This is a genomic window from Spirochaetia bacterium, from assembly GCA_022482625.1.
GTDB lineage: Bacteria > Spirochaetota > Spirochaetia > Sphaerochaetales > Sphaerochaetaceae > Pleomorphochaeta.
This window is the reverse complement of the sequence record JAKVOU010000001.1, coordinates 3,001,209-3,025,691: the sequence shown is the minus strand read 5'-3', so window position 1 is coordinate 3,025,691 and position 24,483 is coordinate 3,001,209. Positions and strand designations below refer to the sequence as shown.

The 24,483-nt window shown below is 39.5% G+C and carries 22 protein-coding genes and 2 pseudogenes; 4 read left to right on the top strand and 20 right to left on the bottom strand.

Translation table 11 applies throughout. The features are described from left to right. Positions 1-7: 7 nt before the first annotated feature. From LKE40_13730 to garR (LKE40_13720), 3 genes and pseudogenes are all read left to right on the top strand, one after another. Positions 8-765: pseudogene (locus LKE40_13730) on the top strand (L-ribulose-5-phosphate 4-epimerase). A 3-nt stretch (positions 766-768) separates the two neighbouring features. After that, positions 769-1,830 (top strand): LacI family transcriptional regulator, encoded by a 1,062-nt coding sequence (locus LKE40_13725; GenBank protein MCH3918489.1) that lies wholly within the window; start codon positions 769-771, stop codon positions 1,828-1,830. A gap of 458 nt (positions 1,831-2,288) precedes the next feature. After that, positions 2,289-3,173 (top strand): 2-hydroxy-3-oxopropionate reductase, encoded by an 885-nt coding sequence (gene garR, locus LKE40_13720; GenBank protein ID MCH3918488.1) that lies wholly within the window; start codon positions 2,289-2,291, stop codon positions 3,171-3,173. Positions 3,174-3,315: 142 nt separating this feature from the next. On the opposite strand, the gene LKE40_13715 is transcribed toward garR (LKE40_13720), so the two are convergent. From LKE40_13715 to LKE40_13695, 5 genes and pseudogenes are all read right to left on the bottom strand, one after another. Then, entirely contained in the window at positions 3,316-4,104 is a 789-nt protein-coding gene (locus LKE40_13715) for an IclR family transcriptional regulator (protein ID MCH3918487.1), read from the bottom strand. Between the two features lie 221 nt (positions 4,105-4,325). After that, entirely contained in the window at positions 4,326-5,327 is a 1,002-nt protein-coding gene (locus tag LKE40_13710; protein MCH3918486.1) for a hydroxyacid dehydrogenase, read from the bottom strand. Positions 5,328-5,380: 53 nt separating this feature from the next. Then, positions 5,381-6,697, bottom strand: a complete 1,317-nt coding sequence (locus tag LKE40_13705) for a nickel-dependent lactate racemase (GenBank protein ID MCH3918485.1) — start codon at positions 6,695-6,697, stop codon at positions 5,381-5,383. Further along, positions 6,697-6,894: a hypothetical protein gene (locus LKE40_13700; protein ID MCH3918484.1), complete on the bottom strand. Its 198-nt coding sequence runs from the start codon at positions 6,892-6,894 to the stop codon at positions 6,697-6,699. Before LKE40_13700 ends, LKE40_13705 begins: the two co-directional genes overlap by 1 nt. A gap of 63 nt (positions 6,895-6,957) precedes the next feature. Next, positions 6,958-7,017, bottom strand: a pseudogene (locus tag LKE40_13695) (hypothetical protein). A 76-nt stretch (positions 7,018-7,093) separates the two neighbouring features. On the opposite strand from LKE40_13695, the gene LKE40_13690 reads away from it, so the two are divergent. Continuing rightward, complete coding sequence (locus LKE40_13690) at positions 7,094-7,321, top strand: hypothetical protein (GenBank protein MCH3918483.1); 228 nt, start codon at positions 7,094-7,096, stop codon at positions 7,319-7,321. Between the two features lie 168 nt (positions 7,322-7,489). Here the strand turns inward: LKE40_13690 and LKE40_13685 are convergent, their stop codons facing one another. The 15 genes from LKE40_13685 to LKE40_13615 all read right to left on the bottom strand — a co-directional run bounded on the left by LKE40_13685 (position 7,490) and on the right by LKE40_13615 (position 24,305). Beyond that, positions 7,490-8,371, bottom strand: coding sequence for an MBL fold metallo-hydrolase (locus LKE40_13685; protein MCH3918482.1), 882 nt, complete (start codon positions 8,369-8,371; stop codon positions 7,490-7,492). Positions 8,372-8,376: 5 nt separating this feature from the next. Further along, positions 8,377-9,072 (bottom strand): tripartite tricarboxylate transporter permease, encoded by a 696-nt coding sequence (locus LKE40_13680; GenBank protein ID MCH3918481.1) that lies wholly within the window; start codon positions 9,070-9,072, stop codon positions 8,377-8,379. Position 9,073: 1 nt separating this feature from the next. Beyond that, the gene (locus LKE40_13675) at positions 9,074-9,931 is read right to left on the bottom strand and encodes an MBL fold metallo-hydrolase (protein MCH3918480.1); all 858 of its coding nucleotides are present in this window, start codon (positions 9,929-9,931) and stop codon (positions 9,074-9,076) included. A 17-nt stretch (positions 9,932-9,948) separates the two neighbouring features. Beyond that, positions 9,949-11,451, bottom strand: a complete 1,503-nt coding sequence (locus tag LKE40_13670) for a tripartite tricarboxylate transporter permease (GenBank protein ID MCH3918479.1) — start codon at positions 11,449-11,451, stop codon at positions 9,949-9,951. A gap of 15 nt (positions 11,452-11,466) precedes the next feature. Further along, positions 11,467-11,931 (bottom strand): tripartite tricarboxylate transporter TctB family protein, encoded by a 465-nt coding sequence (locus tag LKE40_13665; protein ID MCH3918478.1) that lies wholly within the window; start codon positions 11,929-11,931, stop codon positions 11,467-11,469. A 57-nt stretch (positions 11,932-11,988) separates the two neighbouring features. Beyond that, entirely contained in the window at positions 11,989-12,978 is a 990-nt protein-coding gene (locus tag LKE40_13660) for a tripartite tricarboxylate transporter substrate binding protein (protein ID MCH3918477.1), read from the bottom strand. An 86-nt stretch (positions 12,979-13,064) separates the two neighbouring features. Then, on the bottom strand, positions 13,065-13,964 hold the full coding sequence (locus LKE40_13655) for a dihydrodipicolinate synthase family protein (GenBank protein MCH3918476.1): 900 nt from the start codon (positions 13,962-13,964) through the stop codon (positions 13,065-13,067). Between the two features lie 12 nt (positions 13,965-13,976). Continuing rightward, positions 13,977-14,861, bottom strand: a complete 885-nt coding sequence (garR, locus tag LKE40_13650; GenBank protein MCH3918475.1) for a 2-hydroxy-3-oxopropionate reductase — start codon at positions 14,859-14,861, stop codon at positions 13,977-13,979. Positions 14,862-15,155: 294 nt separating this feature from the next. After that, a complete protein-coding gene (gene garD / locus LKE40_13645) occupies positions 15,156-16,682 on the bottom strand; it encodes a galactarate dehydratase (protein MCH3918474.1) in 1,527 nt (508 codons plus the stop codon). 307 nt (positions 16,683-16,989) lie between these two features. Continuing rightward, positions 16,990-18,312: a glucarate dehydratase gene (gudD, locus tag LKE40_13640; GenBank protein MCH3918473.1), complete on the bottom strand. Its 1,323-nt coding sequence runs from the start codon at positions 18,310-18,312 to the stop codon at positions 16,990-16,992. A gap of 225 nt (positions 18,313-18,537) precedes the next feature. Next, positions 18,538-19,869 (bottom strand): glucarate dehydratase, encoded by a 1,332-nt coding sequence (locus tag LKE40_13635; GenBank protein MCH3918472.1) that lies wholly within the window; start codon positions 19,867-19,869, stop codon positions 18,538-18,540. 243 nt (positions 19,870-20,112) lie between these two features. Next, entirely contained in the window at positions 20,113-21,333 is a 1,221-nt protein-coding gene (locus LKE40_13630) for an amidohydrolase family protein (GenBank protein ID MCH3918471.1), read from the bottom strand. Next, entirely contained in the window at positions 21,291-22,778 is a 1,488-nt protein-coding gene (locus tag LKE40_13625; protein ID MCH3918470.1) for a tripartite tricarboxylate transporter permease, read from the bottom strand. Before LKE40_13625 ends, LKE40_13630 begins: the two co-directional genes overlap by 43 nt. 9 nt (positions 22,779-22,787) lie before the next feature. Next, positions 22,788-23,279 carry a tripartite tricarboxylate transporter TctB family protein gene (locus LKE40_13620; GenBank protein ID MCH3918469.1) on the bottom strand — a complete coding sequence of 164 codons (492 nt, stop codon included), beginning with the start codon at positions 23,277-23,279 and terminating at the stop codon, positions 22,788-22,790. A gap of 24 nt (positions 23,280-23,303) precedes the next feature. Then, positions 23,304-24,305: a tripartite tricarboxylate transporter substrate binding protein gene (locus LKE40_13615; GenBank protein ID MCH3918468.1), complete on the bottom strand. Its 1,002-nt coding sequence runs from the start codon at positions 24,303-24,305 to the stop codon at positions 23,304-23,306. Between the last annotated feature and the right edge of the window lie 178 nt (positions 24,306-24,483).

Sequence of the window (24,483 nt, the reverse complement as noted above, 5' to 3'; positions counted from 1 at the left end):
GCAATCAATGACAAGCAAGTACAAGAATCTCAAGGAAGAAGCATTTGAAGCGAACCTTGAAATTCCAAAACAACATCTGGCTATTTATACATGGGGAAATGTATCGGCTCTTGACAGAGCCGCAGGAGTCTTTGCCATAAAGCCCTCAGGAGTCCCATATGACAAAATGAACGTTGACGATATGGTAATCGTCGATCTTGATGGCAAGAAGGTAGAAGGGAAACTGAATCCCTCCAGTGATACACCGACACATGCAGTCCTTTACAGAAACTTAAAGGATTGGGTGGCATCTGCCATACGCATTCTCCCTATGCCGTCGGTTGGGCACAGGCAGGACTTTCCCTGCCCTTGCTTGGCACAACCCATGCTGACCATCTCTGTTCGCCGGTCCCATGCACCCGTTCACTTAGCGAAGAGGAAGTACGTACAGCCTATGAAGAAAACACAGGCCTTGTCATCGTGGATACCTTCAGGCATCCCCAGACAGCAATGGAAGTCCTCAATGAAGGACCTTATCCTTCAAGGGAACTGGTTCCACTTGAAAATCCGATGGTATTGGTCTGTGGACATGGTCCTTTTGCCTGGGGAAAGGATGCACAAGCTAGCGTATACAATGCAGCAGTACTTGAAGAAATTTCCAAAATGGCTCTTTTCGTCCGATTGCTGAAGCCGGATTTCAAGCCTCTCCCTCAATATGTCGTACAGAAACATTATGAGCGGAAGCATGGCAAGAATGCATACTACGGACAGTCAGGATTGAAGTAGACTATGAAAATTGCAGAAATAGCTGCCAAGACCGGTGTTTCCATCGGTACGGTAGACCGTGTGCTTCACAACAGAGGAAGAGTCTCACCTGAAACGAAGACCAAAATTGAAAAAGTCATAAAGGAATCAGGATACAAACCCAATCCTTTGGCACAGAATCTCAAGAAAGGGACACCCTTCAAAATCGGCGTGCTCTTGCCGAAGCTTGGTTCCGAATCAGGATATTGGAAACAAGTCATTGAGGGTATGAAACAAGCGGAAGAAGAACTGAAGCCTTTTTGCGTGACTTTGGTAATGAAAGAATTTGACCGTTCCATTCCAGGTGATTGTCTTGCAACAGGCAAGCAACTGGTCAAAAGCGGACCGAATGCCTTGGCTTTGGCCCCTGTAATGCAGGAAGAAGCATTGCAGGTAATCGAAATCAACAAAAACCTGCCATATGCGATTTTTGATTCTTCACTTCCTGGTAGTTCTCCGGTCACTACAAATCTGCAGGATGCCTATCGGGCAGGATTTACAGCAGGACGCCTTATGAGTCTGCTGGCACCCCAGGCACACCTGCTGACTTGTTTGCAGATGTACGCCAATGCTTGTAACTTGAAAGAACGCGCAGAAGGTTTCTGTGATTTTTTCAAGCAATTCAATTCGACCGTGAAAATATCCAATTGTATTTTTGCCCACGACCTTGGTCTTGAAGATTTCAAGGGATATATCAATGACGTGTTGGAAAAGCAAGGAGTGCCCGATGGAATCTTCGTAACCAACGATGCAGTATGGAGATTGGAAGAAGAAATTGAAAAACTGCAGCTTCCTTCCAGACCGGTCATCATCGGTTTTGATCTGATGGAAAAGAACAAAACAGCACTTGAACAAGGAAAGATTGATGCTCTGATTTCCCAGCAACCGAAAAGGCAGGGATACCTCACCATCAAGGAACTTTTCAGGGCTTTGGTCATGCATCAGGAAGAGACCGTGCCGACAGTATCAATCCCTATCGAGATACTTCTCAAGGAAAATCTCCCGGAACAGACTGATAGCAAGGAACCTGTCATCTTGGAGGGATAGAAAATATCAGTCTGATATCATTGCCTGCTATAGTCTGAAATGTAAAAAGATACTGCCCTTTAAAGGACAGTATCTTTTTCTTGACGCCTGCAGATCTTTCACAGAATATACCAATTCGTAAGGAAGACAAGGGATACCTCTGGCAGTTCTCCAGAGTAATTTACTTCTCCTGCCTTACTTTTGAAATAAAGCTATTGCCCAAAGACTCTATCCATTCCAGTACAGCACATGTATACCATGCCACGATTCCTCAAAAATATTTGTTCCTTCAGCACTGTTGAAGGATTCCACAGGGAACCAGCGTATAAACACCTCAAGGAAACTCGATATATTATCACAAATATAAAAATATTTATTTTTAAATTATAAAATATTTATATTTTTATAAATTAATATAATTATATTTGACCAAAATTTTACAATATGTTAGTTTTTTATACAGAATCCGGAGGAAAAACATGAAGATTGCATTTATCGGTCTCGGTATCATGGGCAAGCCCATGGTCAGAAATCTGCTTAAGGCTGGTTATGAAGTTCTGGTGAGCGACCATCATCAGTCAAACATCGATGCTGTAGCTAAAGATGGTGCTGTGGCAGGTACGTCTGCCCAAGATATCATGCAAAGGGCAGATATCATCATTACCATGCTTCCAAATGGTCCTCAGGTCAAATCTGTCGTCATGGACAAAGATGGGCTGCTTGACAATGCAAAAACCGGAACTATTCTAATCGATATGAGTTCCATAGCACCTACAGACAGTCAGGATGTTGCAGTGGCCTGTGCGCAGAAAGGTATCAAGATGCTTGATGCCCCGGTTTCAGGCGGAGAACCAAAAGCAATTGACGGCACCCTTTCGATTATGGTCGGCGGTGAGAAACAGATATTTGAACAGTGTGAACCTATATTGAATGCCATGGGCTCTTCTGTTGTCTATTGTGGCTCTGTCGGAGCGGGAAACACAACAAAACTGGCAAATCAGATAATCGTTGCCGGTAATATTGCTATTCTTGCTGAGGCACTTACCTTGGCCAAGAAAGCTGGTGTTGATCCGCAGACTGTATTCGAAGCCATCAAAGGTGGACTTGCTGGTTCAACTGTAATGAACGCAAAGGCTCCGATGATGATTGCAGGAGATTTCAAGCCTGGTTTCAGGATTGACCTGCATATCAAGGATCTGAACAATGCAATTATGTCTGCCCATAAATTCGGGTCTCCGCTTCCTTTGACAGTCGCTGTGCAGGAAATGTTTGAAAACTTACATGCACAGGGAAAAGGTCTGGAAGATCACAGTGGACTGGCTCTTTACTATAAGCAATTATCCGGTATTTCTATCGGAGATTGATATACTCCATTGCTTTGGTTAGTTTTGTTTTGTAAAAATTGGCATGCAGCTTCCGTTTTTAGAAACGGAAGCTGCATCGCTTTGAGAAACAACATAAAAGACAAACTACCCTTTTCCTTGAAAAAATAACAGTTACTGCCAATCAGAGCAACTGTGCACCAAATCCCATCACATAAGAAATCTTTGTCGCCGTATCTTTCAATACAGGAATAGCTGCCTCAATTTCGTCTGCACTCATGTTCGTAGAAAGTGAACTGAGACTGATTGCTGCAACTATTGCACCTTCATGCCCGAAAATAGGAACTGCAGAACAATTGTCACCCTGCATAAACTCATTTCTGTCCCGACCGACACCTTCTTCCTTTACCTTCCGTAATTCCTCTTTCAAGCGATCAGGATCAGTAATAGTATTCTCGGTATACTTTTTCAATCCTTTTTCTTTTATCAGTTTGTCAATTTCTTTTTCCGGGAGCGAACAAGTCAGCACTTTTCCCAGTCCAGAACAATGAAAAGGCAAGACACGGCCAGGAGTAAAATAGGTACGTGGAGTAGTTTGTGTGTCGACACGGTCAAGCATAAGGACCTCATCTTGATGGAAGACTGCCATATTGGCATTTGCCTTCGGATACTGGTTCCATAGCAATTCAAGATAAGGCATGGTAACTTTACGTATTACCAACGATTGCAATGCTCTCCTTGACAGCTTCAATGTCTTCAGGGAAACGGAATATAAACCGGTAGTAGCATCCTTTACCATATATCCGGAACTCTCAAGGCTGTTGAGTAACCTGAAAGCCATATTGCTGTTGGTATCCAAAGCTGTGCATACATCAGGAATGGATATAGGACCATTATGGTCAGCCGCAAAATCAAGAATCTGGAAACATCTCATTACAGCTTTGATACTGTATTTGTCATTGTCAACTGCCATATACACCTCAAAAATATCTTTATTTTTATAACACTTATAGAGTATTATAGCATTTTCTTATTGAATAATCAAATATTACTTACGTAATTGAAAAGTAAATAAGTAAAAATAATTAAGTAGAATACTTTAGCATTACGCTCCTAAATAAAGTCAATACAAACATATTAATTGACATAAAATCCACTTGTTTTATTTTCCATTTTTATCCTTTTAATATCAAACTATCTAGAGTTAGTTTGCATACATTTAGAAATAATTTTCTTATCTACAAAATTAACAGGCCATGAAGGATTTTTCCCACTTAAGACTTCATCTATCCCAATTGCAGCATGTAGACTCATCCGTTCAACAGAATCTACTGTTTGTCCTGCACTATGAGGTCCTACAATAATATTGCTTAGTTTCAGTAATTTATTGCCAGATCTGACAGGTTCTTCCTCAAAACAATTAATTCCAGCTCCGGCAATTTCTTTATTAACAAGCTTCGTATATAAAGCGTTCTCATCAATGACACCACCACGGGCACAATTAATAATATATGCAGATGGCTTCATACAATTGAGAAGGCCATCACTGACAAGATGAAAAGTCGCTTTAGTCAAAGGTACATGCAAAGAAACGACATCTGCTTTACTAAAGATCTCAGCAAGGGAATCAATCAAAGTAACATAACCAGGGACAGTATCCTTTGAAAGATTATGATTATATATTATAATATGCATACCGAAGGTTTTAGCACATTGGGCTACATACCTTCCTATATGGCCAAAACCTACAATTCCCAATGTTCTCCCTTTGATTTCACGGGCGTTAGTCGTATCTCGAATATCATTCCAATGTCCTTCCCGTGTTTGACTATCCATATGAATTAAATCCGTTTCGAGAGCCAAAATCAAAGCCATTGTATACTCAGCTACTGCAACCAAATTAGAATAGGGACCATTCGTCACCTGTATGCCGAGCTCTGTGGCATGCTTGACATCTATTTTGTCAATTCCAACACCATAGTTTCCTATGACTTTGAGAGATTTTGCAACATCCATTACAAAACCAGGGCACCCTATGGTACCTCTGGAAAAAAAACCATCCGCATCACCTATTTCATGTACCCAAACTCTTGGATCAGCTTTTGTGGCATTAACGACTTGATACCCATGACTAATCAGATAATTAATACCAGATGATGAAACCGCTTGTCCTACGAAAACTTTTTTCTTTCCCATTGAGCATTACCCTTTCAGATATAAATAATTACACCCAACATACTGTTAGCAACTTAATCAATTAGGCAGGTAGTTTGCAACATACCAGCTTGATCAAATTCCAAAGCTTTCGGTTGATCAACTGCATGGACATTAGGATATTTACCCCCTATAACATCATTATAATATCGCTCTGAAAGCATTACCTGCCCAATATTCAAACTGTTAGGAATTCTAACAACATAAGGTTGCTTCCCTGATAAACCTGTACATGTACGAATACACAGTTGAATTGCTTCTTTATCGCTATATACAATACATGGAATCTTTGCTGACGCCAATACAGTACTGGTAATACAATTAGGATACATCTTGCTAATATCCATTTTGGAAAAAATCTTATTTGTAATAACATCAGCAAGTCCGATACCCAACGCATTTCCATCAGATTCCTCCGTCAAATCAAGCATACAGGTTCGCTGAACTTTTATACCTCCCGAAGCATATGGAGTAGAAAAAGTACCAGTAATATTTGGATCTACTCCGGTCCCACTAAAATTTTTACCAATTTCATCTACAATCAATACATCGGTTTTTCCAACCAAAAGCGATGGCATTTGCCTAAAGGCAATTTTCAATAATTCAGGTTCACGATCAAGAACATCTTTTGCAAGAATAGAATCAATCATATATGTTTGATCATAAGCATTTTCAATAGTTGCAACGGCAAAAAGTACTGGAGCTTTTTCCAATACTACTTTTGCCATTTCAGGAATATTTTGCGCTATATGAGCCATTCCATCACCATGAACAACAGAAGCGCCAATTTGTTTTCCCAAACCAACAGTCAGCATCTTGCAGATACCACTTTCTATAGGCCCTCGAAATGCGTTATGAGGTTTAATTCTACACGAAACGATGATACCATCTGCTTCATAGGCATGTTTATCGAAAAAGACCGTTTTACCGCTTTTCGAAACACCTAGTTTTATTACTTCCATTGAAGAAACTACAGGACAACCCATTGTCCTTTCTGAAATCCCATAATGAGTCAGAATCTCTCGTTGCCCTTGGGCGGTTGCACCTCCATGACTCCCCATTGCAGGGACAATAAAAGGAACAGCATGTTGCCTTTTTACCCAATCCACTATTGCCTTTGTAATTATGTCAATATTACGTATTCCCCTACTACCGGCAGTAATAGCAATATTCATAGCAGGTCTCACCAAAGACTTATAGCAACTATCATTAAGTAACGCGTCAACATAGGCGGGAATATCTTCACATTTAATTTTTTCATTAGGGAAAACTTGGGTTGCATGAAACATTCGTGGAATCAGTACAGAACTTAATAATTGGGATACTTTCCCATCTTTTTCAACCTTAACCATTAATGCTGCTCCCTTTTCATTTTTATTTGTTTTATAATCAAATATATCATATAGACAACTGCTAACCCAAGACAAACAGCAGCTACCGGCGAAGTAAAGAAAACTAAGAAATTGCCATTTGCATACATGAGGCCACGGATAAGATTTTGTTCGATAATACCGCCCAAAACAAATCCATAATCAGCAGCTCCAGTCAACTGATTGACTACTACTGCAGAATAGTAAAACAAAACAGTAGAGCCATCTGGTTTTGTATTCCTTACTTGTCGAATTCCTGTTGCTCCTCCATTACCATTTACATTAGATACTACAAAATTAATATATATTTTTTTAGATAACTTCTGGGCAAGTAATCGAGCATTAAAATCAGTATCGTCACCTGCACCTGCAGGAACAATGATTTCTACAGTCGAGGGCCATTTAACTGATGTAGCCGTAGTACTACTATCCTGTGATTGCTGTTGTTTTGTTGAACCATTTGCAAAAGTAACCCTCGAGGGAAACGAGGGGCCTTGCAGGCTATGGCAATCCCATGGACAGGATCAACAGCGTGCACAGGCTGCTGAAAAAGATCCCTCAATGTCCACGGCGGCTTCTGCAGGGATGACCTGCAGGACTATCTGAACCTCTTTGCCTTCATCACGAATACGCCACGGGATATGAACATGAAAATCGAGGAATTCCTGAAACGGAGCCTCGCAACTTCCATTTTGCTCAGATATCGGGATGAAAAGCCCAATTGAACGATTGGATCAATGTTTTCCATCATTCGTGTACAAAATAAAATTTTTCTTATTTGTTTTTGGGATCATTCATAAATAACATAAGGGCATCGCGCTTCTTATCCAAATATTCTTTCCATTCGGACGAATTAATAAAGGGATTTTTGCTACAGCCCATTAACATTTGTTTCCTCTTTTCCAACAAATGATTATTCTCAGTATGATTTCCCAAGAAAATATCAACCTTCTGTTCTCTGACATGCCGAAGCGAATTAAGATACATTTTCCGATGATTAAAGGTATTATCGCCTATTTCCAGTAAATAATCTTTTTGCAAAGTATTAAATCCAAATCCTCCATAATAACCGGCCCTTTTAAAGGAGACACCATCAGAAACATCAAAAAAAGCAGCTACACATCCATCCGTATGTCCAGGAACAAGAAAAAAATGTATCAGAGTATTTCCAAACTGTTTAACATCACCATCTCTTATTACCTCATCCACCATGAACAAAGAATCCTGTAACTGTCCTGCATCTTGAATTGCTGACAATTCTGGTTTTTCCTTAAAATTTATGGCATCAGGTTCGCCCATCAACAACCTTGTTCCAAACATCCTCTTGAAAAACCAAGCCGCTCCAATATGATCTACATGCCCATGACTTAAAATAATCCATTTTACATTTTTAGGATCCAATCCAATTTCCCAAATTGAATTTATAAGCATAGCTGTTGCCCCAACATTTCCAGCATCAATCATTAAAAGTCCATCTCCTGTATCAATGATATGGACACACACCCAGTTATCACCCACATAATAAATATTTCCAAATATCCGAAATGGATGTACATAACGCTTTTCTTGCTCAAACCAAAATTGAGCATGGGAATCTTGCATTAAAATATTCCGCCGTTGTAAATAATCCTCATATGCCTTTTTCATTGTTTTCATAATTTTCACCTTCTATTCCAAAAGTCAGAAGAAATATCCAAATTACCTTTTTCATCAAAAGTCATTGGCTGGAATTCAGAAAGCAATTTCATTTCTGAAGATTTTTCCACTTCTTCTGACAACGCTTCTGAAACCATAATTTTTGTAACATGCGAACTATCATGGATACGGACAATTCTAGGGTTGTCAAAATCAATTGAATCACAGGTGAAAATTCCGGCTTTTATTGCATCTTCATCATTCTTTAAAACAATTGGGATTTTTGCGCCTAAAAGAAGCTTACAGGTCAAAGCATTTGGATATGCTGAATCAAAATCTATTTTATCGAACAAACGCTTTGTCATGAAATCAGCTCGGCCGGCGCCCATTGCATTTCCATGTGATTCTTTGCTCAAATCCAATATCACATATCTTTCAACCTCAGGTCCTCCGCTTGCAAACGGAGATATGAACGACCCTGTAATATTTGCATCCATGCCAGCACCACTAAAATTTTTACCTATAGTATCAACAATCAAGACATCTATTTTCTTGATAAAAAGTTTGGGTAACAGCCCCTTTGCCTTTATAAGCAATTCTGGTTCCCTAGATGTTATTTTTTCTTTTGGAATCGCTTCAATAATTGCAGTAGTTGAGTCCCTAGGAATTCCTAATGCAACCATGGGAATCATAGCTCCGCCACAAGCTGCATTATTTGACAAGCTAATATTTATCCTTCTCTTCTTCAATCATAGTCTTAACCCGCATTAGTCGCTCTTTCATAAGTTTATGCCATACTGATGGATCATCATAGGGGTTGAAACTGTCAGTAACTTGATCCTGAAGTGATAGTATATCCACTTGATTTGTATGAGAAGGCAAACAAACATCAATATCCATTTTATCCAAATTTTCTAGCCCCTCTGCAAATTCAGTCTGCAATGACAGCGGAAGTCCCATCTGATTCAATGCTTTCTTTGTACAGGTAACTCCAATACCACCATGCATACCGCAATGCAAAATTTTATTATGTATATCATCCCTGACATCAAAGAAAAACGAGGTACAGCCGGGAGTATGCCCAGGCGTAGATATAGTACGTATAGTAATATCTCCCTGTATAATGGGCTTTTCATCATCATAAATATAATCTGGTTCAAATAAGCCACAGGTATAATTACCAATATAAATCAAATCTCGCCTTTCATGCAGAAAAAGTAAGTCCCTTTTTCCCAAGTACAAATCCGCTTTGGTCAGCTCCTTCAAAGTCCTTGCCGCACCTATATGGTCTATGTGTGCATGAGAAAGTAATATTTTTTTTATATCACGATAGTCAAAACCAAGTTTACGAATATTTTCCAATAATAGATACGCAGTTTCATGCATGCCGGTATCAATTAGTATCAACCCATCTCCAGTATCAATAAGGTAGCTAGCTACCCAATTATTGCCGGATACATAATATACACGAGGAGCCATCTTAATAGGTGATTGATATGTGTCCCATGGTTCTCTGCAACAATGCTCCATCAAGACCTCAGCTGATAACAATTTGTCAACAGTATTATATTGCAATGACATAGATTCCTCCTAAAATTTTATGCCGATAGAGCCTTGTTCTTCTTAAATTTATTAAATAGAAAACGTAAAATCGGAGAGAAAACACTGAAAATAGATAATAAAATGAAAATACAAGAAATCGGTCTAGCAAAGAACGTAACACCGGTCCCCGTATATTGAAAAGCCTTAAGCATATTTGACTCCAATGTAGGTTCAAGAATAAAGGCAAGAATAAGCGGAGCTACAGGTAAATCTCCAAAAGCCATAACAACACCTAAAATGGCAAATACAATGAGCATCCCGCATTTATACAAACTTGCAGACTCAACATAGCAACTCACAAATGAAACAACCAGCAAAGCAGGATACATATAATGATAGGGTACCTTTAAAATTTCTGGAAAAATCCTCATCCCCAAAGCTTGGAGAATAAATACTATGATAGCTCCTGCTGCAACAGCACCAAACATTAAGAATACAATATTACCACTGTTCTTAAAAACCATAGGCCCCATTTCAAGCCCATGTATTGTAAGAGCACCGATAAGCAATGCAGTAGTCGAATCACCAGGTATTCCCAAAGCAGACATAGGAATTAAAGAGCCACCAACCGACGCATTGTTTGCAACTTCGGAAGCCCATAGCCCCTCAGGGACACCAGTTCCAAAACGTTCAGGATGTTTAGAAGCATTCTTGCAAGCTGAATAAGAAACAAGATTAGACAAACCAGCTCCCATACCAGGCAGAAATCCTATGCCAAGACCAATACCGAAGGATCGAAGTATATTACCGAATTGTGCCTTGATTTCATGAAGGGTAATTCCCAACCCCTTGATTGACTTAGTATCGACTTCAGGCAACACTGAAAATCCTTTGGCATATTCATAAAGAATTTTGCTAACTCCAAATATACCAATCATTACAACAATCATACTTAAACCACTCATCAAATACATATTCCCAAAAACGAAACGAGGTTCGGCATCAATTGGAGAATAGCCAATACAAGCCAATAAAAGCCCAAGGAATCCGGAGGCCAACCCTTTCAACATATTTCCTTTTGAAATTGCCACTACCATAGTAATAGCAAGCAAACAAAGAGAAAAATATTCCCATGGTCCCAACTTGAAAGCAAGATCTGCAATTTTCTCACTCAAAAGAGCACCGAAAATCGCACTGAAAAAAGTACCAATCAGCGAAGCACACATACCAATAGCCAGTGCCTTTCCTGCCTTACCTTTCTGAGCCATCGGATAACCATCAAAACAAGTTGCAACGGCAGAGGGCGATCCCGGAATACCAAGCAAAATCGATCCAATAAAGGCACCGGAACAGCCTCCCACCCAAAGACTTATCAAAAAGATTACCGAAGGAGCGGTTTTCATTGTATAAGTCAATGCCATGAAAAGAATAACTGCAAGTGTCCCAGAAAGACCTGGAATAGCCCCAAAAATCAAACCAATAATATTTCCTATCAACAGCAGACTAAAATTAAATGGTTGTAGTAGTTGTGATAGAATATAGGGCAAATAAGAACCCATAAAAGTACTCCTTTTTTAGTCAAAGACAAGACCTACAGGCAACGACATGCCAAAGGCAAACACATAGACAGCATACACGATAAAACTAACAGAAAGAGAAAAAAATATCCGCCCTATCAGTGTCGTTTTTTTCTCTCTTGCGAATAATGTTACAATGGCATAAGTGAATATAGGTGTACATACCAAATAGCCAAAATATTTCATTGCTAAGACATATAAACATAAGATACATACACTTACAAACATTCTCATCCAGCCATCTTTCACAAGAAACTTTTTTTCTTCTTTCTTATTCAATGAACTTTCAATGAAAATACCACTGCCACAGATTAAAAAGCCAATGGCTGCGCATGCAGGTACAAACTTAGGCCCTGGATAAGACAATGAAAAATTTTTCTGAAACTGCTGTATTAATACAAGCACACAGATTCCAAACAATATTAAAATTGAACCTGTTATTTGATCACGTTTAACTTTCATATATTTTCCTTCATGGAGAAAGATATTACACTTTCTCCAAGATAAAGATGGCAAAGCCTACTTCTTCATCAATCCAAGATCCTTGACTATTTCGTTCAGTTCCTTCTGTTGTTTCTCAATTACCTGCAAACCTTTTTCCTGCCCGTAAAATTCCATTGCAAATCCTGCCGGTTCCAGTACTGCATTGACAGCATCAGAAGTAGCCGCGTTTGCATAATAATTATAGATGGATGCAACCAGATCAAGATTCATGTCTTTTGGACCCAATAAAAGATCGAAAATACAGAAATCAACATTATAGCCCTGCTGAATAAAACTGGGTACATCAGGAAGTACTTCACTTTTTCCTCCCTCACTATCTCGTGAAATCACCCCTAAGGCCCTGACTTTGTTCGATTGTACATATTGTTTTGCTTGATTTACATTGACTATGCAAGCATCAATATTTTTTCCAACCAAAGAAGTCAGTTTCTCAGTATCACTACCTGCCTCGACAAATTTGAGAGTAATACCAGCAGCATTGTCAAAGAGACCTCCTATAATATGAGACACCCCTCCTGTTTCAACACCTACAAGCAAAGTATCAGGTGCCGCTTTTGCAGCCTTTACAAAATCATCTAACGATTGATAAGGAGAATCGGCACCTACAACAAAAACCTCCGGTGCTTGATCCAACGGATGAGCAACTCCAATCACTGTAAAATCATCTAATGAATGGTTATAAACATTTGTTGCCATCTTAATCAACATAGATGTATGATATGCAAGTAGAGTACTTCCGTCAGTCTTTGCTGTTCGAGTCTTTTCAAACGCAACTACTCCATTGCCATCTGTATCATTGACAATAGTAAATGTTCGACCGGATGCCTTTGCCACTTCAGTACCTAGTGTCCTTGCTATGACATCACTTCCACCCCCAGCACGGGCAGGTACTTGGATTTCTACTTTTTTTGCCCAAGTAGAATCATTTGATTCCCCTTGCCCATTAGCAAAAACAAGAGACATACTTCCTAGCAAGATACAAAACACAAACAATATTTTTTTCATACTTCCTCCATCCTATGAGATATGTATTATACATTTGACTACATACAAAATAAAAACCTTAAAAATTAATTATTCATTCTGAAAAATCAATCAATATAACCCGATTCCTTCAGTTGCTGTTTCAGTCCATCCATCTGCTGTTGATCAGAAGGCTTACATGGCAATATAGGTGCACCCACATCAAGACCAAGAAGATTCGCATAGTCCTTTGTTGCAACAGGGAAACTGCTCTTATCCATCTGCAGACGGATCGGATTCAATCTCCATTGGGCTTCCAAGGAGCCCTTTGAATCTCCAGCCGTGAACTTATCATAGATGGAACAGACAAGCTTGGGAAGAAAATTTGCGGTACTGCAAACTGCTCCTACACACCCAGCACTAAGACCTGAATAAATCAAAGTGTCTTTTCCGCACATGACCTTGAAATTCACATCATGGTTCCTGCGGATGAACTCAATGGTTTCTGTCAGATTGCCGCTGCTGTCCTTCATGCCTATGATGTTTTCCTGGTGATGTGCCAGATATTCCACGCAGTCCTGGCTTATGCCGTAACCAGTCCTGCCCGGATTGTTATACAGCAATACAGGCAGGTCAGACACGGCTTCAGCAATAGTTGCAAAATGTGTTCGCAGCTCATCTTCAGAAGGCTTCAGGAACATGGGCTGAAGGATAGAAATGCCATTCACTCCATACCCTTGCGCCATCTTTGCCAGCCTTACGCATTTGCTCGTCCTGATTGCTCCGATTCCCATGTATACGGGTACACGTCCCGCTACATGTTCTACAACGAGTCCAAGAGACTGCTCAATCTCGCTTTCCTCCATGACGTAGAATTCTCCGTTGCTGCCAAACAGCAGGATACCGGAGACTCCGCCATCAATAACAAAGTCTACCTGCCTGCACAACCTTTCAGCATCAATACGCTCGTCATCAGTCATTGGAGTCAAGATCGGTACGATGATACCTTTGAAGAAATCCGTGTCCATTGTATTCATTCCTTACTTGCCGATTTTTGTACCGGATACTTTCGCATAGTACTCAGCCAAACCGCTGTGGTCATGCTGGCCCTTGCCCTCAAAGTGAAGGTTCTCAAGCATCTCCTGTACCTCAACGGTCAGCGGCATGGGGGAACCGATACCATGTCCGGTCTCAATGGCATTGTTCAGGTCCTTGATGTGCAGGTCAATCTTGAAGCCAGGCTTGAAATCCCCTGCAATCATCATGGGTGCCTTTGCATTCATCACAGTCGAACCGGCAAGGCCACCTCTGATGGCTTCGAACACAGTCTGGGGATCAACACCAGCCTTCTTGGCCAAGGTAAGGGCTTCGGCCAGGATTGCAATATTGCCTGCAACGATCATCTGGTTTGCAAGCTTTGTCGTATTGCCGGCCCCGATCGAGCCACAGAGCACGTATGATCCGCCCAGTACCTCGAAGATCGGCTTGACTTCCTCGAACAGGTCCTTGTCACCGCCGACCATGATCGACATGGTCCCGTCTATTGCCTTCGGCTCTCCGCCGGAAACAGGAGCATCAAGCATGCGCACGCCCTTTGCCGCACAGGCCTTCCCAACTTCCTGGCTTGCCAGAGGAGCAATGGAGCTCATGTCAATATACTTGAGGCCGGGCTTTGCACCTTCCAGAACGCCGTCCTTGCCCAAGACTACGGTCTTCACATGAGGTGAATTCGGCAACATGGTGATGACTACAGGACAACTGGCTGCTATCTCGGCGGCGCTCTTGCCGGAAGAAGCTCCGGCAGCAATCATCTGGTCAACATTTTCTTTTATGATGTCATATACGACAACTTCATAGCCTGCCTTCAGCAGGTTCTTTACCATGGGTTTGCCCATGATACCAAGTCCAATGAATCCAATCTTCATAATTGTATCTCCTTACATTTTTAACATGATAACTACTTTCCTATCAGATTATAGTTGCTTAGGTTATTAACACCTCAACTTGCCATGGAATTCTACTAATCTACCTAAATATTAAAATGTTATAATTAAACAAATTTCTATAGTAGTTACAAAAAAATATTTTTCAACAATTTATAATATAGTTATATTATAAAAAATATCATATGTCAATAAAAATATATAATTTAAGATTATATTTAAAATAATAAAAACTTGAATTTATATTACTAAATAAAATTTTAAAAACCTATATTTCTATGTGATTGGTGCAGGATTAAAAATACAAAGACTATTTGCCAGATTATATTTTTCTGCCCACGGTTTTTTTTGTCCTGATGCAATATCCAAAATCAGATTAAATAATTCCAGTCCTACCTGTTGGATGGTTTTTTCTCCTGTAGCAATAGTACCTGCGTTTACATCGATCAAATCATTCCACATGTTCTTTAGTTCGGTTCTGGAACAAACCTTGATGACAGGAGCAACTGCCAATCCATAAGGAGTACCTCGTCCGGTCATAAAAACTTGTAAAGTGATACCACTTGCTAATTGCATAGGGCCACAAACAAAATCACTGGCTGGAGTTGCTGCAAAAATCATTCCATGTTTGGAGGGAAGCTCGCCAGGAGCAAGCACTTCTACAATAGGGCTAGTACCACTTTTTGCTATAGAACCCATTGCCTTTTCCACAATATTACATAGGCCGCCTTGTTTATTACCTGGAGTAGGATTTGCATTACGATCGACATTCCCCTTTTCTAAGTAATTGTCATACCAAGCCATCTGTTGAGCAAGTTTTTTTACTGTACCAGTATCTACACAACGATGAGCGATTTTATCCACGCCGTCTCGTACTTCTGTTACTTCACTGAATAAAACTGTAGCTCCTCCGCTTACCAAAAGATCACTTGCATATCCGGCAGATGGATTTGCAGTTATTCCACTGAATGCGTCACTTCCTCCGCATTGAAGACCAATACATAAAGCAGAAAGCGGTAGCGTTGTTCTTTTTCTTGTATTGAGTTTCCTTAACTTTTTGTCAGCCATAGTCATTAATGCATCAATCATTGCATTGAATCCCTTGCAATCCTGTAGCATGATAACGTTATCACTATTGTTATCTTCGGAATCAAGTAATTTGTCCACAGTTAACTTTTCACATCCTAGGCCAACTACCATGAGCTCTCCGCCAAAATTAGGGTTTTTAGCAAGATTCTTGATTGCACGTATTGGAATATCTGCATCTTTTGCATTGATTGCGACTCCACATCCATATGGATGCTCAAGCGAAACAATATCATCAACATTGGAATATTTGGGTAATAGTTCCCGTTTCATTTTTTCAACTGCAACTCTGAGTACTCCTGCAACACACTGGACCGTAGTTGTAATGCCAAGGATGTTACGTGTACCTGCATAAGGGCTTCCCGGGACTTCATATCCTTGAAATGTCATACGTGGAGGAATGAATTTTGGCGGAGTCAACTGACAAGTTAAATCAAGATTTTTTAGTTGTGGAGCTGCTGGTAGTGATAGCATTTTTTCATTTATCCAACTACCTTTCGATGTATCGACAAGCAAATGTCCTAATTCAACTCCATAACGAAAAATTTTATCACCCTTTTTGAGATTGTATAAGGCAATTTTATGTCCTTGTGGAATATTTTCGGTCGCAATTAAGTCGGGAGATAATTGCGTACCTTTTTTTATTTGCCTGATTGCAATGGCAACATTATCCGTGGATGCGATTTTGATTATTTGCTGGGGCTTGTATATTAGCATAATTCATTACCTTCTGAAACAAAAACTATAGCCCTTATTACAACTGACTATAACAAAATAAAAATAATCCATATTTATAAAATAATATTACTATACTGATATTAATATCACTTTCATAAATTAAGTCAGAAACGTTTTGTTTCTTTTAAAATTTCTATACATACCACAATAATTTCAAGTCTTAACCTAGAAATTCATAATGATTAAAACCCATTTTTTTCATTCAGCATGTCATACAAAGGTCTATATTCGGTTCTATTAGCAATATTAGTTTTAAAAAATGTCTATCATAACATATCCACAATTTTCAACGTACCAAGCATGGACGCTTTGCATTAAATTTCCATCCTGGTACCAGATATTGCATTGCTGCAGCATCATTTCTTGCCCCAAGGCAATGTTTCTTATAAAGGTCGTTTGCTGCAATAATCCTATCCATATCAACGTCAATTCCAAGTCCCGGTTTGTCGGTAATCGTCAGACAACCATTTTCAATCCGAGGAGGTTCTTTGGTAAGTCTTTCCTCGCCTTCCTGCCAGATCCAATGGGTATCCAATGCAGTCGGATTCCCAGGAGCCGCAGATCCACAATGGGCAATCATCGCCAAGGAAATATCAAAATGATTATTTGAATGGCAGCCCCAGGTAAGCCCAAAATCATTGCAGAGCTGAGCAACCCTTACAGAACCTTCCATAGTCCAGAAATGCGGATCTGCCAAAGGAATATCCACTGCATTCTGCGCTATGGCATGCTGCATCTGTCTCCAATCGGTATCAATCATGTTCGTTGCCGTAGGCAATCCTGTTGCCCTGCGGAATTCAGCCATGATTTCACGTCCGGAATATCCTTCCTCAGCACCACAGGGATCTTCGCAATACGTAAGAATTCCATGTTTATCCTTGCAGAGCCTTATGGCATCCTTAAGTAACCAACCACCATTCGGATCAAGAGTAATACGTGCATCAGGAAATTCCTTCTTCAGGGCAATGATGCATTCCATCTCTTCCTCACCTTTGAGGACACCACCCTTGAGCTTGAAATCCTTGAACCCATAGAGACTCTTGCTTGCTTTCGCCAGTGCCACGATTTTCTCAGGAGTCATGGCTTCTTCCCTTCGAAGCCTATACCATTCGACATCGCTGTCCTGTTCATTGCAATATGGAAGATCAGTCTTGTTCCTGTCCCCTACAAAAAAGAGGTAGCCAAGTACTTTTACCTTTCTTCTTACCATGCCATCACCTAAAAGGGATGCTACAGGTACACCAAGATACTGGCCCAGCAAATCCAGCAAGGGAGCTTCCACTGCCGTAAGTACATGTACTCCGGTACGAAGGTCATAGGTCTGGTCACCCCTTACATCATTCTCACTCTGAATTGAGTCCTTGACCTTCAGCAGCGTATTCTTATAGTCACCGATTGCCGACCCAACGATAAGGCTCTTGGCTTCTTCCAAAGCTTTCGTGATTTTTTGTCCACCAGGAACCTCACCTACTCCGGTGTGTCCGGCATCATCTGTCAGAATCACCACATTACGGGTAAAGAATGGGCCATGGGCACCACTGAGATTCAACAACATTGAATCGTGCCCCGCAACGGGATAAACCTGCATATCAATAACTTTTGGTGACATCCTGCACTCCTTCCTTCAGTCACAACCAATACATACTGGGTAACAACTTAAAATTTATTTTGAATTATCAAGTTAATTTCCAGTTTATTATCTTAATACTTTATATAATAATATAAAAAATCATATATTTATAATTCTATTATATTTTATAAAAAACCAATACACTTGCCCTTATCTCACCAACCAATCAAAAAAATTGTTTGTCAGGCCAAAAAGGATATATCCTTATCGCACGAGGCAAGGCAGCTTGGAATCAAATTTCCAACCAGGTATAAGATATTGCATACCCAAGGCATCATTCCGATCTGCAAATGACAGACTTTCATACAGTTCATTCGCCTTCATGATTGCATCCATGTCTATATCAAGTCCAAGACCAGGAGCATCAGGAATATGGATCTTACCTTCTTTTATCTGATACGGATTTTTAGTCAGGTACTGTCCATCCTGCCAAATCCAGTGTGTATCCATAGCTGTAATGTTACCAGGACAGGCAGCGGCACACTGGGCAAATATTGCCAAGGAAACATCAAAATGATTGTTGGAATGGCATCCCCAGGTAAGCTTCCAATCGTTCAGAACCTGTGCAATCCTGACAGAACCGGACATCAGCCAGAAATGAGGATCTGCAAGTACGATATCAACTGACTTTTCTACAATTGCATGCTTGAATTGTCTCCAATCCGTAGCAATCATATTGGTAGCCGTCGGAATTCCTGTCGCTTCCTTGAATTCTGCCATTGTTTCTCTGCCTGAATAGCCGCATTCAGTACCGCAGGGATCTTCAGCATAGGTAAGCGAACTGCCCTTACAGAGATCAATTGCCTGTTCCAGCTTCCAAGCCCCATTGGGATCGATATTGATTCTTGCATCGGGAAAAGTCTTGGCCAATTTTTCGACAGCTTCCATTTCTTCTTCACCAGAAAAAACTCCACCCTTCAGCTTAAAATCCTTGAAACCATAGTATTCTTGCAAGGCCTGGGCTTGTTCTACTATCGAGTCACTGGTCATATACGTATTTCTTCTGACATCAAACCAAGGATTTCCGCATTTTTTCTCATGGATATATGGCAAATCAGTTTTCTTGGAATCTGCCTGATAGAAAAGATATCCCAATACGACTACATCATCTCTTTGTTTGCCATCACCCAGAAGTTCACATACGGGAACATCCATGAACTGCCCCATCAAGTCCAAGAGAGCACATTCAATAGCTGTTTCAAAGTGTACGACATCAGCAAGTTTGCACAAATCCAAATTCTGCAATCCATCGCTGTCCTTGCAACCACAGTCGTGTATCCTTCGCAGCTTGCTGATGATATTCCTATAGGCTCCGATCGGTTTGCCAACCACTTCAGGCACACAGGCCTGAAGACTTTGGGTAATTCTCTTTCCACCGTGTACTTCGCCGATTCCGGTATGACCGCTGTCATCAGTCAAAATTACGATGTTTCTTGTAAAATATGGATAATGTGCCCCACTGAGAGACAGTAGCATACTGTCACATCCAGCAACGGGAATTACCTTCATATCAGTTACTTTTGGAGTATTGAACATTATTACATCCTTTACTTTTTCTCGCAAAACTAAAACTTATATTATATTCATTCAAATTTATCAGGTAGCAATCAACAAAATATAATATTACTATTCTCGAAATTGCCCCTACTTATTAGCAATGAAGCTTATAGAGAAATAATACCTAAAATAAAAATTGCCACATGGTAAAATTTTAATTAATGCTTTTTTATAATTGTACAAAGCTTCAAACTAAAGTAAATAATTACTTTATAAATAATTTCATGCTGAAAATGAAAGTTTACCTCTTTGATATGTTTTTACCACTCTGGAAACATTATCAATACAATCCAATGGATTTCCATCCAAAAGAACCAAATCAGCACATTTATCTACTTCAAGGGTCCCTACTTGATTGCCAATACACAACATTTCTGAAGCTGTTTTTGTTGCTGTAAGCAAGGCTTCTTCATTCGTCATACCAAATTCAACATAAATATGCAGTTCTGTTGCAAGACTCACTCCTAGTTTTGTTACTGCATGTTCCGCCTTTGAACTATTCATTGAATCAGTCGAAGCACAAACAGGAATACCATATTTATGACAAAGCTGGATAGCACGTTTTTTCCCATCTAAATCAGTAGGGCGAGCCTTTTGTTTCAACCATTGCAAAGACGGATCCAAAAGATGCAAGATATTATACCTTGTTACAATTGTTGGACAATAATAGGTACCGTTTGTTCTCATCATACGGGCAATTTCTTCATTCATTTGCACATGCTCAACACTTCTGACACCAGCCTTTATAGCATTTTTTGCTCCATCAAGAGCTGTACAGTGGGCTCCCGTCAGGATACCCGCTCTGCGAGCCTCTTCACAGATAACTCTCATTTGCTCCTCAGAAAGTTGTACCGCATAAGGATTTGAACCTTTTGTACCCATCCCTCCTGTCGCAATCATCTTGATGACATCAGCACCATTACCGATAACTGTCCTGGCTGCTTTTCTTGCTTCATCAACCGAATCAGCAATATAACTCATCGAAGAGCCATGTCCTCCTGTAATTGTAATCGGCTGTCCACTAGCAACAATTCGCACACCTTTGCAATAAGTACTGTTAATAATATCCCTAACGGCAATATCGGCATTATGCTTCGTTCCCATATTTCTTACAGTTGTAATTCCGTATGTTGAGCATTCTTGTGCTTCAGACAACACTACAGCGCCTATAGTTGTATCTGATGCATCATTTTCTAAATCCATCCCCAAATGGACATGACAATCAATTAGACCAGGAATAATGGTTTTCCCTTCCCCGTTTATGACTCTTGCATCTTCCACATTTCCAACTTCATCTCTGGTTTTTCCTATTCCAAGAATCCTATCGCTAAAAAGAATACAGCCATCCTTGATAGTTTTTCCCATACAAGTGACAATAGTCGCACCTTCAATTAAAGTTTTCATACCGAAACCTTCTTTTTCAAAACAATTCCCTTTAAACATGGATAAACAACGGAACCAATAGCAATCAATAAAAGAATACATGAAATGGGACGTGTAAAAAAGGACCATGCACCATTCCCTGCATAACTGATACCCTTTCTAAAATTTGTTTCCAACACATTGGAAAGTACATAGGCCAACATAAAGGGGCCAACAGGTAACTCAAGAAATGCCATAAACAAACCTAATGCAGTAAAAACCAAAACCATAACAACTGCAAATATATTACTGCTACTTGTGTATGCCCCACAAATAGCAACAACTAAAATTGCAGGATACAAAACATGTGACGAAAGACTAAGAATTTTAGGAAAAATCGGCATACCAATGATTTCAAACAAAAATACAAAAATAGCAGTCATAAGACAAGCACCAAAAATCAAATAAACAACCTTCGGCGAATTTCTAAACACCAAGGGTCCAGCTTGAACCCCTTGAATCGTCAAGGCTCCCAACAACAATGAAGTTACCATATCACCAGGAATCCCTAAAGCAAGGAAAGGGATTAAAGCTCCACCAAGGGAAGCATTATTAGCTGTTTCAGAAGCAATACACCCATCAATACAACCTTTCCCAAACTGATCGGGGGTTTTGGAGGCATTTTTTTCCATTGCATAGGCCATTTGGTTTGACACAGATCCACCCAACCCTGGAAGAAATCCTACCCATAGTCCAATCAAAAAAGACCGAAACATATTTTTCCTATTATGAACAAAATCCCTTTTATAATATTTAAAGTGTCCAACCTTTTGTTTAACTTTTGCAACTTCACCTTGTTTAGCATATTCCATTAAAATAGTAATTCCTGCAAATAAACCAAGCATAACCGATGTAATGCTAAAACCACTGGACAGATAATAACTACCAAAGGTAAAACGTTGTGTACCACAAAGTGGTGCAGTACCAACTGACGAAACAAGAAAAGCAATTCCTGCTGAAAGCAATCCCTTGGTAATATTCCCCTTTGACAAAGAAATAACCATCATAACAGCACAAAAGCTAAGGGAGAAAAACTCCCAAGGACCAAGCTTCAAAGCCCATTTCGCAAGCAACGGACTAAAGAACATTGCTATTAGAATTGACGGAATTGTTCCAAGAAAATTACACACAGTAACTACGGACAAAGCATGTACAGCATCTCCCTTTTTTGTAAACTGGTAACCGTCATATACAGTTGCAATTGAAGAAGGAGTTCCTGGAATTCCAAGTAAAATAGCTCCTATATAACTTCCTGACATACTACCAACGTAAATAGCCATCAAAAAGGGAATCGACAGTTCGGCTTTCATAAAAAAAGTTGCTGGCAAAAAAACAGCTATAGCAAGTCCACCGGAAAGGCCAGGTATAGCACCAAGGACAGTGCCGAGGACTCCACCTACAAGCACCAAAAAAAAACAAATGGGATTTAGCAGGTTAACAAAAATCTGCCCAACAATGCTACTCATTCTCATCTCCTATTTAAAAAGTAATCCCTGTGGAAGAATCATCTGCAGTCCTTTATGAAATACAAAATAAATAATTACTGTAATTGTAATAGAATAAACTGCAGTTTTAATACGATATGCTGATGATTTTGTATTTACTCCCTCGCGTTCACAAAACAAATAATTTACATAATAAAGAGTGATAATTGTTGAAATAACATAACCAAGCAACCACATAACAAATGCATACCCAGCAATAACACAGAACATAACAGCAAGCCTTTTCCATTGGGTTTTGTTTAAAAATGGTTTTGCAGCTTCATCAGTTTTTTTTAAAATCAGAGCAAGGCTACTTCCGATAATAAGTATCGCACTAAATAAAGGAAAATATTTTGGGCCAGGATCACCCTCTAAGTTTGAGTCAGGCAATACCATTGTCGCGATTACTACTACTATCCCTAAAATCAGCATGATAATTCCACAAATACGGTCTTTGTAGGATGATAGGTTTTTCTTATCCATAGTTACACCTCACTCCTTTCTCACTTACCTACCAATCATCTTATAAGCAGCAGTCAAAGCAATATCATAATCTTGCAAAAGTTTCGTAGCTTCTTCAGGAGAATAATGAGTATAAATACTATGCAATTTAGTATCAGATTCAATAACTTTTGTATCAGAGGCCATTCCACTTATAGCATTGCTAATTGCTGCAATAATTTTTGGATCAGTTCCTTTTGGTACAAATATGCCCGTAGCAGCTAGATTAACAATATCCTTATAACCAAGTTCCGATGAAGTAGGCCAAGTATCATTATAAGCACTTCTTTTTGATGTTGTTGTCATAAATGCAAGGAGATCACCAGATTTTACATAATCAGCTCCTGTTGCAGTTGCAACAAATGCAACATCAATATACCCGCCAAGAATACCACTAATTTTATCTGCAGATGAACCAGCCTCTACCAATTTAAATTGGATTCCAGCATCCTTTTCCAAAAGTACAGTCAATAGATGAGCCATACCACCATTTTGGATACCTGCAACTAATTTCCCAGGATTAGCTTTTGCATATGCAACAAGCTCATTCCAATTTGAAAACTCTTTCCGTCCATTCTTTGCAACCAAAATATACATTTCGGAAAGATTTTGACCAATTCCTACAACATCAAAAGCATCCCATGGATTCTGACTGTATACACCTCCATGATATTGTAAAAATAAATTTTGCGTATAAAGCAATGTTGTTCCATTCTTTGCAGCATTTCGTACATTCTCATACGCGACGGTACCATTACCTGTTACATCATTTTGAATAACAAATGCATTTCCAGTCGTTCTTTGAAGATATTCAGCCATAACCCTAGCATTTAAATCCAAAGAACTTCCTGCTTGTGCAGGTACAATAATCGTCGTAGTTTTTTGTGGCCAAATGGCACCGGCATCTGTTTGAGAAATTTGCAAATCAGCCTCATCTTCATGCGAACCATTTGCAAACAAACATGTTGACAAAACAATACATAATAATAATGAAAATATTTTTTTCATATTTCCCTCCTAATTTTTGATTATAATTATAACATTGATTCTAATCATGTCAATTAGTATTTGATTTTAAAAAAATATATAATCAAAATTACAAAATATATTATATAATTATTATAAAATTGTCTAGACTATATATTCTGTCAAGCACTATTGCAACACCCTTTACTCCTTTTTCATC